This is a genomic window from Colwellia sp. BRX8-9 (assembly GCF_014077245.1).
Lineage (GTDB): Bacteria > Pseudomonadota > Gammaproteobacteria > Enterobacterales > Alteromonadaceae > Colwellia_A.
In genome coordinates this window covers 13,620-26,692 of the sequence record NZ_JACGVN010000031.1, presented here as the reverse complement: position 1 = coordinate 26,692, position 13,073 = coordinate 13,620, and the positions used below count along the sequence as shown (strand labels likewise).

The window sequence follows — 13,073 nt, the reverse complement described above, 5'->3', positions numbered from 1 at the left end:
GTTGTCTTGGCTACAATAACGGTTACTTCCATTAGCGCCTTTGAGGCTCAGTCACTTTACGACCCTCAAGACTAAATTTGCCGGTTCCTAGGCCAGTTATTATTAATAAACCGGCTATTATGCCCATATTTTTAAAGAAGTTTTGTAATTCATGACTGCGTGCCACACCTTCTGTCATTCCCCAAAAATCATGCATAAATAGGCTGATCAACAAGGTTAGACCCGCTAATATAAACGCAGACACTTTACCTTTGAAACCAATAATGATGGCCACTCCACCAACCAATTGAATAATAATGGTTAACACTAATAATAACGATACCATAGGAACATTGTGCTGCTCCATGTAGACACTGGTGCCCTCAAATTTGTTAATTTTACTTATCGCAGGGATAATAAAATAAAACCCCATCAGTAAACGTCCCAACAAAAGACAGCTATTTTCTAAAATATTCAAGGGTAAATCCTTATCGTGTTAATGAGTTTTTTAGCTTCCTAGCAGAATAAAAAACGCCTAAGGACTAGCATAACACTAGCCGTAGGCGTATATATATCCAATCGATTTAGTTCTAGAAAAAAGTTAACCTAGTCTATTTATGCAACGTCCTTACGTAACTCTTTTCGTAACACTTTACCGACATTACTTTTTGGCAACTCATCGATGAACTCTATCAACTTAGGACGTTTATAGTTTGTTAGCATTTCATGACAATGATCAAATATATCTTGCTCTGCTAAATTAGGATTTTTCCTGACAATAAAAACCTTAACCGCTTCTCCCGTTGTATCGTGTGGAATACCAATAGCAGCGGCTTCAAGTACACCATCATGCATGACGAGTACTTCTTCAATTTCATTAGGAAAAACATTAAAACCTGAAACGTTGATCATGTCTTTTTTTCGGTCAACAATTTTAAAAAAGCCATTTTCATCCATGGTGGCAATATCGCCGGTAGCTAGCCAACCATCTTTGAGCACTTCTTCGGTTGCATCGGGTCGGTTGTGATAACCTTTCATCACCTGAGGACCTTTAACCCACATTTCACCGGGCTCACCTAGCGCAACTTCCTCACCATTATCGCCAATTAAGCGAATATCGGTCGAAGAAACAGGTAAGCCAATAGAGCCGTTATAGCTTTGTTGATTAAAAGGGCTCATCGTCACTAATGGCGCACACTCTGTTAAACCATAACCTTCTAACAATCTTGTTTTAGTGACTTTTTCCCAAAGCTCGGCTACCGGACGTTGTACTGACATTCCGCCACCAAAACCAAGTTTTAATGGGCTAAAATCAAGTTGGTCAAACCCAGGGGTATGTAATAAAGCATTAAACAAAGTATTTACACCCGTGATAATAGTAAAAGGGTATTTAGCGAGCTCTTTAACAAAGCCTTTCATATCTCTTGGATTGGTAATTAAAATATTAGTACCGCCAAAAGGCATAAAACATAAGCAATTAGACGTTAGCGCATAGACATGATAAAGCGGTAAGGCTGTCACCATAATTTCTTTGCCTACTTCATATATATTTTTAGTCGCCGCATTTGATTGTTCGAGGTTAGCTACCATATTGCGATGGGTAAGCATGGCTCCTTTTGATGGGCCCGTCGTGCCACCGGTATATTGTAAGAAGGCTAGATCTGAACCAACCACTTTGACAGGACTAAAGGTTAATTTAGCTCCTTTTGTCATCGCTTGATTAAATCTGACTGCTCCAGGAAAATTAAAAGCAGGCACCTGCTTTTTAACATGCCTGAGTACACTGTTAATAAGTAACCCTTTAACTGCCCCTAACCTGTCACCTACAGCCGTAAGAACAATATGTTTAACATCGGTTTTATCAATAACTTTTTCAAGGACATGGGCAAAATTCTCGAGGATGAGAATAGCTTTAGTGCCTGAGTCTTTTAACTGATGCTCTAATTCACGTGCTGTGTATAACGGGTTAACATTCACCACGGTAAGTCCAGCTAATAAGGCACCAAATAATGCGATAGGGTATTGAAGAAGATTGGGGATCATAATCGCGAATCTATCACCTTTAACTAATCCTAAATCTTGTTGTAAGTAAGCCGCAAAGTCATGAGCTTGTTGACCAAGTTCTTGATAACTAATGCTTGCTCCCATATTAATAAAAGCGGTGTTATCTTGATATAACTTGGTATATTTAGTAAATAAATCTGCTAATGAGTTATATTTATCTGGGTCTATTTCGAAATCAACACCAGGTGGGTAACTCTTTTCAAGCCAAATCTTTTCCATTATATTTATCTCCCCAATCACAAATTGTTTACGTGGCATTATTATTATAGTTACGCCACGGTAAATGTTTTAATTAAAACGGTTAAAGTACTTCAAACAGACCCGCTGCGCCCTGTCCACCACCAATACACATGCTGATCACAACATATTTAATTCCACGACGTTTTCCCTCAATCAGTGCGTGCATCACCATACGTGTGCCACTCATACCATAAGGATGGCCAATAGAAATTGCACCACCATTTACATTAAGACGATCTTCAGGAATGCCTAATTTAGTCGCACAATATAAAACTTGTACCGCAAAAGCTTCATTGATTTCCCATAAACCGATATCGTCAATCGTTAAGTTATTACGCGCTAACAATTTGGGTATTGCATAAATCGGCCCAATCCCCATTTCATCGGGTTCACAACCGGCAACGACCATGCCACGATAGACACCTAAAGGCTTAAGGCCTCTCTGCTCAGCTAAACCTCGTTCCATTAGAACAACGGCTGCAGCGCCATCGGATAACTGCGAAGCATTGCCGCCCGTAATAGCGCCATTATCTTTGACCGCCTTTAAAGCCGACAGTCCTGCTAACGTTGTTGATGGACGATTACCTTCATCTTTAGTTAAAGTGACCGTTTCTTTACTGATATCACCCGTCGCCTTGTCCATAACCAGTTTAGTACAGGTCACCGGCACAATTTCATCATCAAACCTAGCCGCTTGTTGCGCTGCGGCGGTACGTTGTTGAGATTTAAGTGCATAGGCATCTTGCTCTGCTCGAGAAATACTATAGCGATTGGCAACGATTTCAGCCGTATCAAGCATCGGCATATAAGTAGCTGGTCGATAGGCTTTAACACTTGGGTCAACAGCTCTATACATATTCATTTTATCGTTTTGTACCAAACTAATGGAATCGCAACCGCCTGCAAGCACCACTTGTGCGCCATCACAAACAATATGATTGGCCGCAATAGCAATAGACATTAAGCCTGACGAACATTGACGATCGACAGTCATGCCAGGTACAGAAACCGGCAACTCAGCCGCCATTGCCACTTGCCGACCAAAGTTCATCCCTTGATTACCTTGCGTTAGAGCGGCACCAAAAATACAGTCTTCAATTTCATTGGCATCGATTCCTGCTCTTTCAACGGCGGCTTTAACCGCAATAGCCGCTAAAGTTGGCGCCGATAAATCATTAAAGGCACCTCGGTATGCTTTACCTATCGGGGTACGTGCGGCAGATACTATTACGGCTTCTCTCATCAGTATTCCTTTTTAATTATTATGTGAACGACAAACAAGTTGTCATATTTACTTTTGCTGCTGTGACTTCATATAAGCCATAGCTTTGCTGACAAATTTCTCACCTTGTTTTGATCCAGAAGATAAAGCTGCTTGGCCTGTTTCATCAGTTAACTGTGACCACTGTCCGCGCACAGATTCTGGTGTTTGTGACGACTGTGGGATAAAACAACCTTGAGTTTCAAACATGCTTGCACTTGAGTAACCGCCCGCACCTGCACATAAAATAAAGCGGGTCGGCGCATCGTCATCGCAAAGGGTTAGCAAACCAGCCGTTACCGCTTCAGGAGTAAATGCTTTTACAATGTCTTCAGGCATTAGGTCCTCAGTCATACGTGTGCCAGCAGTTGGGGCAAGCGCGTTAATCCTAATGTTATTTTTAAATCCTTCAATCGATAACGTATTCATTAACCCTAAAACTGCCATTTTAGCTGCGCCGTAGTTAGCTTGGCCAAAATTACCATACATGCCACTGGATGAGGTTGTCATCACAATACGGCCATAGTTTTGTTCACGCATGATATCCCAAACAGCTTTAGTACAATTAACGCTGCCCATCACATGAACATCCATCACCAAGGAAAAGTCTGCTAAGGTCATTTTAGTAAAGGATTTATCTCTTAAAATACCGGCATTGTTGATTAATATATCAACACGACCCCATTTTTCCATGGCTTGATTAACCATGTCTTTTACTTCATCAAAGTTCGCAACATTTGCGCCATGGCTGATGGCTTCTCCACCCTTTTCTTCAATTAAACGCACAACATCTTGTGATGCTTGTGAAGACGCCCCGCTACCATCGCGCGCACCTCCTAAATCATTAACAACGACTTTTGCGCCACGCGCAGCAAGCGCTAAGGCATGTGAGCGACCTAATCCATTACCTGCGCCGGTAACTATAGCGACTTTTCCTATAAAACTGATTGTCATGATATTTCCTTAAAATACTTTAAAATTACTTTTTAGCCATGTTATTTTACCATTTGTACTGAAATCCACTGTGCGACTAGCGCAGGTGTTTCACTGCCTTCAATTTCAACACTTACTTGGGTAGACAAACGATATTGTCCTGGTTTTTTTTCTTCAATCGCCAACGTTGTTGCATGTGCTCGAATACGACTATTGACCGCAACGGGTTGCAAAAATCTCACCTTGTCAAAACCGGCATTTAAGCCCATGTAAAATCCGTCAATGATAACGCTAAAGTCTTCAGCAAAATGAGAGAGCATTGATAGCGATAAGAAACCATGAGCAATAGTACCGCCAAAGGGTGTCGCTTTTGCCTTTTCTTCATCAACATGGATAAACTGATGATCGAGTGTACAATCAGCAAATTGATCAATTTGTTGCTGAGTAACTAAGTGCCAAGGCGTTGGTTTAGCTTGAAAACCTATATAATTTGCTAATTCTTCTTTGTTAATTATAGTTGGCATAAGGTGTCTCTATTATTTATTTAACTGCTATTTTTAATGACTCTTTAAAACCATTCAGCTTTCATCTGATAAGTGCTGTCATCACTGTCTATTAACAGCGCTGACCATAACGCTATTTGCGGTAATTCAAACCTGTAGAAATACTGTAAGGTTTGCAGTTTTCCTTGATAGAAATTTTCATCACTTTGGTGTGGTTTATTTTCAAGCGCTTTCGTGGCAACAAGGCCTTGTTTGAGCCATAACCAAGCGACGATCACATGTCCAAACAACTCGAGGTATTTAACCGAATTAGCTAAAGCTAAATCAATATTTTTGCTGGTCATGGCGGTTAATAGTGCTTCGGTAGTTAGCTGTAAACTTTTTACCGCTGCCGTTAGTTGTTGGCTAAATTCAGTTAAACTTTGATAATTTTTGGCTTGTTCTATCGTTATATTTATTTCAGTTAACGTTGCTAAGTATCCTGCCATCTTATTCATTGGCACCTTTCGCGTTAATAAGTCCAACGACTGAATACCCGTTGTACCTTCATGAATAGCGTTTAAACGATTATCACGATAAAATAATTCCACGGGGTGTTCATTAATATAGCCATGACCACCGAGTACTTGAATGGCTAGGTCATTGGCTTTAGTACCATATTCAGAGGGCCATGTTTTAATAATAGGGGTAAGAAAGTCTAATAAGAGATGCGCGTGCTCTTTTTCTTCAGCACTAGCTGCTGTTTTCTCATCATCACTCAATTGTGTGCCATAAAGTACTAATGAAAATGCGCCCTCTGCGTAAGCTTTTTGTGCGAGAAGCATTCTTCGTACATCGGCATGTTCGATAATATTAACCATAGGTGATAGTGGATCTTTACTCGAGGGTAAACGACCTTGTGGCCGATTTTTAGCATAATCTAATGAGTACAAGTAACCTGCTATACCGATAACCGCCGCACTGGTTCCAACCATAATGCGTGCTTCATTCATCATATGAAACATATATTTGAGCCCTTGGTTTTCTTCCCCCACTAAGTAACCAACAGAGCCGTTCTTTTCTCCAAAACTCAACGCAGTGGAAGTTTGAGCCCGCCCGCCCATTTTATGAAATAGTCCGGATAAGGCGACTTCATTGTCATCGCCAATTGAGCCATCGTCATTAAGCAAAAATTTTGGTACAACAAAAAGCGAAATACCTCTTATCCCTTTTGGCGCTCCGGTTAATCTCGCAAGCACTAAGTGAACAATATTTTCACTGAGATCATGATCACCACCCGATATATAAATTTTATTACCACTAATGCGATAGCTACCGCCTTCGGCCTTAGTCGCTTTAGTGATTAAATCACCTAAGCCTGAACCACTGCCCGGCTCTGTCATCGCCATTGTGCCCATAAAACGACCCGCTCGCATTGGTTTTACCCAATTTTCGATGAGGTCTTCACTGCCATGCGCGCTAAGTAAATTAGCATTCGCGGTAGTTAACATGTTGTAACCTAAACCGACACCACCAGCGACAGTTAAATATGAAGTAGCGATGCTGGCGATGATTGGCGGCAGTTGCATACCACTGGTTTCATAATCTGCGGTCGCTGAAGATAAACCCGAGGCAATAACGGCATCAATAGCGGGTTTGAGCTCAGGAATTAAATGTACCTTTTTACCGTCAAACGTCGGTTGGTGAGTATCAAGTTTTTGACGAATAGGTAAGAAATGTTTTTCTGCTATAGTTTTAGCCGTAGCAATAACTTCGTTAAATGTATGCCGGTCATGATCTTGATAACGTTCTCTTTTTAAAAGAGACTCACTATCAAAGAATTCATACAGCATAAATTCAATATCTCGTTGATTCATTAATTCACTGGCCATTCGGGTCTCTTCTTATTAACTATTTAAAAAAGTAACACAAGATTATTGTTTACTGCGCTGATACACCGCCATCAATCGCGATACATTGCCCGGTCATATAAGTGTTCGCGGGTGACAGCATCATTAGCATCACGGCAACAACTTCTTTAGGCTCGGCTAAACGCTTCATTGGCGCACCTAAACTCATTTTACTTTGCATACTTTCATCGGCCATGTCAGTGACCATTTTAGTTAAGGTAAAAAAAGGACATATCGCATTGATACGAATATTATGGCGACCATATTCAACAGCGCCCGTTTTTGTCAAACCAATAACGGCATGCTTTGCCATAGAGTAAGCCGCAACTTTTGCCGCACCGCCAAGACCTGCCATTGAGCTAACGTTTAAAATGGCGCCACCTTGTTGCGTTAACATCTGCTTAATTTGATGACTCATGCCAAACTGCACACCTTTAACATTAACGGCAAATTGTCTATCCATCAGGGCTTCGTCAATTTCGTGTAAGGCATGAAAATCATGAGCAACACCTGCATTATTAACACCAATGTCAACACGACCAAATTTTTCAATGGCTAAGTCGACCATAGCTTTACAATCTGCATTTTTAGCAACATCGCATTGAAGTGCGAACACCTCAGCGCCTGAAGCTGCAATATCGTTGGCTACCTTGTTAACACCTGCTTCGTTAATATCACTGATCACTAACTTAGCACCACGCTGAGCTAACTCTTGGGCTAATAACATACCAAACCCCTGAGCAGCACCCGTAATAACAGCAACTTTTCCGGTAAAATCTAATAATGGATCCATTTTTTTTCCTTAAAATATTATTTGAACGTGTTTATTGTCATGGTGCTAAATTGAATAGCTAGCGGCTATTTTCTGACCTTTTCTTGCGCTATTATCTCAAGAGCCATCAGTGCTAAAGGTTCGACAAACTGACCAATTTTACTGGCATTTTCATTCGACGCATTGCCCTGTGACGCTCTTTTGGCAACACCTTGAACAATGGCGGCTAACCTGAAAAAACTAAAGGCGAGATAAAATGTCCAGTTATCTATCTTTTCAATGCCCATACGCTGACAATAGGTTGCCACATATTCTTCTTCCGTTGGAATGCCTAAACTGGCTCTATCTACCCCTTTTAAGCCATCGATACTGCCAATACCTTGGGGCATACGTAATCCCATACATTGATAGGCTAAATCAGAAAACGGATGTCCTAAGGTTGAGAGCTCCCAGTCAAGAATGGCTATAATTTCTGGTTTGTCTTTGGCAAACATCATGTTGTCTAAGCGAAAATCGCCATGGACTAAACAAACTTTGCCATCATCTGCGGGCAAATTAACTTCAAGCCATTGGTTTAACTTGTCCATCGCTATTATTTTTTTGAGTTCTGAGGCACGGTATTGCGCAGACCAACGATCATATTGACGTTGAAAATAATTACCTGCTTTTCCGTAATCACTTAAGCCAACACTTTCAACATTGATGCTATGTAAAGCAACCAAAGCATTGTTCATTGCGTCATACATTTTACTGCGATATTCATTAGTTTTGACTTCTGCTAATGAGGCACTCCAATAAACGCTACCATCACAATATTCCATCAGATAAAACATCGAGCCAATAATGCTAGTATCTTCGCAAAGGTGATAAACCTCGGCGACAGGAACGTCTGAAGATTTTAACGCGGCTAGCACTTTATATTCACGGTCAACCGCATGTGCTGATTTTAGGAGTTTTCCTGGCGGTTGGCTGCGCAAGACAAATATTCCGGACTGCGCTATCACTTTATAGGTTGGATTAGATTGTCCGCCTGAAAATTTATCAAGCGTAATGGGACCGATAAAACCATCAAGATGAAGTGCTAGGTAAGCGGTGAGTTTTTCAACATCAAAAGGTACGTTTGCTGCCATGTATTTATTCTCTTTCAGATTTAAGACGATTAATTTCAATAATCATTTAATGTTATGTCGATTTTTTTACTAAATCTCGTCCAAGTTGCATCATGTGAACTTGATCAGGACCATCTGCTAAACGCAAGGTTCTTTGAGCCGCATATGCATGCGCTAAAAAAGTATCCTGACTAACCCCTACCGCGCCGTGACATTGAATAGCTCGGTCAATAACGTCAAGCGACATATTCGGTGCAACTATTTTTATCATGGCAATAATATCTTTGGCTGCTTTATTACCTTCAAGGTCCATTTTTTGCGCCGCTTTTAACGTCATCAAACGCGCTTGTTCAATTTGACAAGCTGAAATAGCAATATCTTCGCGAATTGATTGTTGTTTTATCATCGGACGACCAAAGACAATTCGTTCATTAACACGCTTACACATTAAATCTAACGCACGTTGAGCAATACCAATCGAACGCATACAATGATGAATACGACCAGGACCTAAACGCCCTTGCGCGATTTCAAACCCTTTACCTTCAGCAACAATAATATTGTCGATAGGTACTCGAACATTTTCAAAAATAATTTCAGCATGTCCTTCTGGCGAATCATCATAGCCAAACACTTTCATTGGGCGAACCATAGTGACACCGGGTGTTCTCATTGGCACTAGCACTTGCGATTGTTGAATATAACGATTTTCATTGTCGGGGTCGGTTTTACCCATAACGATCATAATTTCACATTGTTTACGGCACGCGCCACTGATGTAAAACTTTTTACCGTTGATGACATATTCATCACCGTCACGTTCGATACGTAATTCAATATTGGTCGCATCACTTGAAGCAACTTCAGGTTCTGTCATGGCAAAAGCGGAACGGATTTTTCCTTCAAGTAACGGCTCTAGCCACTGTTTTTTCTGGGCTTCACTACCATATTTAGCGAGAACTTCCATATTGCCTGTATCAGGAGCCGCACAATTAAACACTTCTGGCGCCCACATCACTTTACCCATAATTTCAGCTAAAGGTGCATATTCTAAGTTAGTTAAACCCGCACTATATTTGCCATAACTCAAAGGTAAGAATAAATTCCATAGCCCTTCTGCTTTTGCTTTCGCTTTTAGCTCTTCCATTAACGGCGGTGTTGACCAAGGCTCTTGTGCAACTTGTTCATGCATTTTCTGTTCAGCAGGATAAACATATTTATCCATAAATAAATTTACACGATTTATTAATGCGTTAACTTTGTCACTGTATTCAAAATCCATGAGAGATCCCTATAATTTAATAGCGCCCGTTTACTAACGAGTGCAGTGAGAATTTTTTTGTCACGATATTCAAAAATCATTGTCGGTTGAAAGTTGATTAATCAACCGACAACTGACTTAATTTATTTAACTTAACTTCATTAACGCTTCTTTATTAAACGGGGCTATTTGGTCTTCTTTTTTATCTCGTATTTTATTAACCCACTCTGGATCGACTAATAACGCTCGACCAATAGCAACCAAATCAAATTCATCATTATTTAGGCGCGTTAATAAACCATCAATTCCGGTTGGGTTAGAAGCACCGCCCAGGTCCATACTACCTTCACCGGTGAAGTCACTGTCGAGCCCAACACTGCCCACGGTTATTACCGGTTTATGGGTTATTTTTTTCGTCCATCCGGCTAAATTCAGCGTCGAGCCTTCAAATTCTGGTAACCAAAAACGGCGGGTGCTCGCATGAAATATATCGACCCCAGCATCACTTAATAGTGTTAAAAAAGTCGTTAACTCTGCGGGTGTTTGGCAAAGTTTTGCATTGTAGTCTTGTTGCTTCCATTGAGAAAATCTAAAGATAATAGGAAAATCTTCACCAACAGCGGCGCGAATTGCTTGAACAATTTCAACACCAAAACGGGTACGATTTTCTAATGAACCTCCATAGCCATCATTACGTTGATTTGTGCCTTCCCAGAAGAACTGATCAACCAAGTAACCATGAGCACCATGAACTTCAACGCCATCAAAGCCGATATTTTTAGCCTCGAGAGCAGCTTGTGCAAAAGAAGCAACAACTTCGTCAATATCAGTTTGGCTCATTTCAATACCATTGGGGGCACCGGGTTTATATAAGCCAGATGGACTATACGCAGGTACTGATTTATCAGGGCCAATACCTTCTTTTCTCACTGAGCCAACATGCCAAATTTGTGGCACGATTTTACCTCCAGCAGCATGTACCTCATCGACAACATGTTTCCAACCAGCTAAAGCTTCTTCACCAAAAATAGCAGGAACTCGCTCATAACCATTAGCCGCTTTATGCGAAATAAAAGTACCTTCGGTAATAATTAAACCGACATTACCTTCTGCTCTGCGTCGATAATATTTTGCAACATCGGTATTGGCAATATAGTTAGGCGAAAAGGTCCGAGTCATCGGGGCCATAACCGTACGATTTTTTAACGTGAGTCCACCTGATGAAAATGATTCAAAAAGTTTGGTTGAATTATTATTACTCATTGTGTTTCCTGAAATTTATTAATACTAAATATTGCAGCAGACAAATTAATGCCAACGGTTGCTAGAGCCTTGTTAATCACTTTATTGTCTAGCCAATTAAATAACCACCATCAACGTTAATCGCAGTACCTGTCGTGTAACTTGATGCATTTGAAACCAAGTAAAGTACAGTGCCAGCCATTTCTTCAGGCTGCGCAATACGCTTCATCGGCACATGATGCAACATTTGTTCAAGTATCTTGGGGTTATTGACTAATGTTGACGCAAATTTTGTATCGGTGCCGCCGGGTAATAAAGCATTAACTCGAATATTAAATTGGGCACACTCTTTGGCAAAGGTCTTAGTCATAGAGATGACCGCAGCCTTGGTAATGGAATAAATCCCCTGAAAGTCACCAGGAATAACACCGTTAATAGAAGCCACATTAACAATAGCGCCACCATTATTTTCTTTCATTAGCTTTGCCCCAATAACAGACATGAAAAAATATCCGCGAATATTCACGTCGACTGTTTTTTGAAAAGCACTTAAATCAGTATCTAACACATGGCCAAAATAGGGATTTGCTGCGGCGTTATTAACCAAAATATCAAGCTTGCCATGTTGTTCTTTAATCAAAGAAAAAATGTTTTCGATTTGGTCCATTTCGCCAATATGACAAGGTATAGCTTGAGCGCTGCCACCTGCGGCAATAATATCGTCAACAACAGTTTGGCAACCTTCAACTTTACGGCTAGAAACAATGACATGGGCGCCATTTTGCGCCAGTAATTTAGCTATTTGCTCACCAATGCCACGACTTGCGCCAGTAACCAAAGCGATTTTTCCTGTTAGATCGAATAAGTTAATCTTGTTCATGTTAAGTCTCCTTCTTAATTGTTAATATATTATCGATTATCTAAACGTAACCCAGTCTTCACCTGCTAGGGTCAAATGACTATAATTGTTAAAATAATCAATGCTTAAATTCTTTTCTGAAAAGAGTAATTTAGTAACACCAGTATTGCGTGACTGTTGATTGATGATTAATGTTTTTTCATCAGATAAGCCTAAAACATGCTGAATAATGACAGCTATGGTGCCACTTGAAGTAAAGATACAAATATTGTTTGTATGTTGATGCGCTTGTGTCGTTGTTTTTCTTGCCGTTAGTTCTTGCTTAATGACATCTTGCAATGCGCTAATACAACGTTTTTTAAATTGACTCCAACTTTCTTTATACTCATTGTCGTGGTTGCCACTTGTCCACCGGAGCAGTGCATTGGCAAACTCTTTTTGAAAAGCTTTATTTGCGCTTGGCTGTTTACTCATTATCGTAGCCATTTTTGAAAAATTTTTCCATTGTGCATCATAACAAGTTAACAATTCTTGATGATTAAACTCATTAAACCCTGAATGCAGTATCACAGGTGATGGTTCACTTTCATAACCCTGTAAAAAGTGTTCTAGGGTTTGTCCATGTCGCAGTAAATCACCCGAGTAAATTTTTTCTGGTGCAGATATGGCTTGCCAATACTTACCCAATAAGCGCGATTGTTCACTGCCTTTTTCAGACAGAAGGTCGTAGTCAGCTTTGCCAAAAGAGGCTTGCCCGTGACGTATAAGATAGATGGCCGTCATGCGTTTACCCTTTTACAGAAATAGGTTGCTGTTTAAATACCTGGCTTATTATCATTTTCATCACTTATTAAGATTCTTTAAACATCTGTTTTTTCACTATATTGATATTAATTGCCAGTCAACAATTAAACAAATGAATAGTTATTATGACCTACTATTCACCTACCGAATAAAGAAG

At 40.3% G+C, this 13,073-nt stretch carries 12 protein-coding genes; all 12 read right to left on the bottom strand.

The annotated features are described in order from the left end of the window. Nucleotides 1-31: 31 nt before the first annotated feature. Entirely contained in the window at nucleotides 32-457 is a 426-nt protein-coding gene (locus H4J70_RS18570) for a DoxX family protein (protein ID WP_182251666.1), read from the bottom strand. Nucleotides 458-594: 137 nt separating this feature from the next. Further along, the gene (locus H4J70_RS18565) at nucleotides 595-2,262 is read right to left on the bottom strand and encodes an AMP-binding protein (protein WP_182217082.1); all 1,668 of its coding nucleotides are present in this window, start codon (nucleotides 2,260-2,262) and stop codon (nucleotides 595-597) included. 82 nt (nucleotides 2,263-2,344) lie between these two features. Further along, nucleotides 2,345-3,526: an acetyl-CoA C-acyltransferase gene (locus H4J70_RS18560; protein ID WP_182251665.1), complete on the bottom strand. Its 1,182-nt coding sequence runs from the start codon at nucleotides 3,524-3,526 to the stop codon at nucleotides 2,345-2,347. Between the two features lie 48 nt (nucleotides 3,527-3,574). Then, the gene (locus H4J70_RS18555) at nucleotides 3,575-4,498 is read right to left on the bottom strand and encodes an SDR family NAD(P)-dependent oxidoreductase (protein ID WP_182221895.1); all 924 of its coding nucleotides are present in this window, start codon (nucleotides 4,496-4,498) and stop codon (nucleotides 3,575-3,577) included. 41 nt (nucleotides 4,499-4,539) lie between these two features. Continuing rightward, nucleotides 4,540-5,001, bottom strand: a complete 462-nt coding sequence (locus H4J70_RS18550) for a MaoC family dehydratase (RefSeq protein ID WP_182217076.1) — start codon at nucleotides 4,999-5,001, stop codon at nucleotides 4,540-4,542. Between the two features lie 44 nt (nucleotides 5,002-5,045). Then, a complete protein-coding gene (locus tag H4J70_RS18545) occupies nucleotides 5,046-6,851 on the bottom strand; it encodes an acyl-CoA dehydrogenase (protein ID WP_182251664.1) in 1,806 nt (601 codons plus the stop codon). Nucleotides 6,852-6,900: 49 nt separating this feature from the next. Continuing rightward, on the bottom strand, nucleotides 6,901-7,662 hold the full coding sequence (locus H4J70_RS18540; RefSeq protein ID WP_182217073.1) for an SDR family NAD(P)-dependent oxidoreductase: 762 nt from the start codon (nucleotides 7,660-7,662) through the stop codon (nucleotides 6,901-6,903). A gap of 65 nt (nucleotides 7,663-7,727) precedes the next feature. Continuing rightward, complete coding sequence (locus tag H4J70_RS18535) at nucleotides 7,728-8,771, bottom strand: phosphotransferase family protein (protein WP_182251663.1); 1,044 nt, start codon at nucleotides 8,769-8,771, stop codon at nucleotides 7,728-7,730. A gap of 52 nt (nucleotides 8,772-8,823) precedes the next feature. Further along, nucleotides 8,824-10,032 (bottom strand): acyl-CoA dehydrogenase family protein, encoded by a 1,209-nt coding sequence (locus H4J70_RS18530; RefSeq protein ID WP_182173479.1) that lies wholly within the window; start codon nucleotides 10,030-10,032, stop codon nucleotides 8,824-8,826. A 126-nt stretch (nucleotides 10,033-10,158) separates the two neighbouring features. Next, nucleotides 10,159-11,274 (bottom strand): NADH:flavin oxidoreductase, encoded by a 1,116-nt coding sequence (locus tag H4J70_RS18525; protein ID WP_182251662.1) that lies wholly within the window; start codon nucleotides 11,272-11,274, stop codon nucleotides 10,159-10,161. An 88-nt stretch (nucleotides 11,275-11,362) separates the two neighbouring features. Beyond that, nucleotides 11,363-12,133: an SDR family oxidoreductase gene (locus tag H4J70_RS18520; protein ID WP_182251661.1), complete on the bottom strand. Its 771-nt coding sequence runs from the start codon at nucleotides 12,131-12,133 to the stop codon at nucleotides 11,363-11,365. A gap of 36 nt (nucleotides 12,134-12,169) precedes the next feature. Next, on the bottom strand, nucleotides 12,170-12,895 hold the full coding sequence (locus tag H4J70_RS18515; RefSeq protein ID WP_182251660.1) for a histidine phosphatase family protein: 726 nt from the start codon (nucleotides 12,893-12,895) through the stop codon (nucleotides 12,170-12,172). Nucleotides 12,896-13,073: the final 178 nt, after the last annotated feature.

Coding starts and splice junctions, on each gene's coding strand:
- H4J70_RS18565 (WP_182217082.1), bottom strand. CDS start 2,262: ATGGAAAAGATTTGGCTTGAAAAGAGTTACCCACCTGGTGTTGATTTC.
- H4J70_RS18560 (WP_182251665.1), bottom strand. CDS start 3,526: ATGAGAGAAGCCGTAATAGTATCTGCCGCACGTACCCCGATAGGTAAA.
- H4J70_RS18555 (WP_182221895.1), bottom strand. CDS start 4,498: ATGACAATCAGTTTTATAGGAAAAGTCGCTATAGTTACCGGCGCAGGT.
- H4J70_RS18550 (WP_182217076.1), bottom strand. CDS start 5,001: ATGCCAACTATAATTAACAAAGAAGAATTAGCAAATTATATAGGTTTT.
- H4J70_RS18545 (WP_182251664.1), bottom strand. CDS start 6,851: ATGGCCAGTGAATTAATGAATCAACGAGATATTGAATTTATGCTGTAT.
- H4J70_RS18540 (WP_182217073.1), bottom strand. CDS start 7,662: ATGGATCCATTATTAGATTTTACCGGAAAAGTTGCTGTTATTACGGGT.
- H4J70_RS18535 (WP_182251663.1), bottom strand. CDS start 8,771: ATGGCAGCAAACGTACCTTTTGATGTTGAAAAACTCACCGCTTACCTA.
- H4J70_RS18530 (WP_182173479.1), bottom strand. CDS start 10,032: ATGGATTTTGAATACAGTGACAAAGTTAACGCATTAATAAATCGTGTA.
- H4J70_RS18525 (WP_182251662.1), bottom strand. CDS start 11,274: ATGAGTAATAATAATTCAACCAAACTTTTTGAATCATTTTCATCAGGT.
- H4J70_RS18520 (WP_182251661.1), bottom strand. CDS start 12,133: ATGAACAAGATTAACTTATTCGATCTAACAGGAAAAATCGCTTTGGTT.
- H4J70_RS18515 (WP_182251660.1), bottom strand. CDS start 12,895: ATGACGGCCATCTATCTTATACGTCACGGGCAAGCCTCTTTTGGCAAA.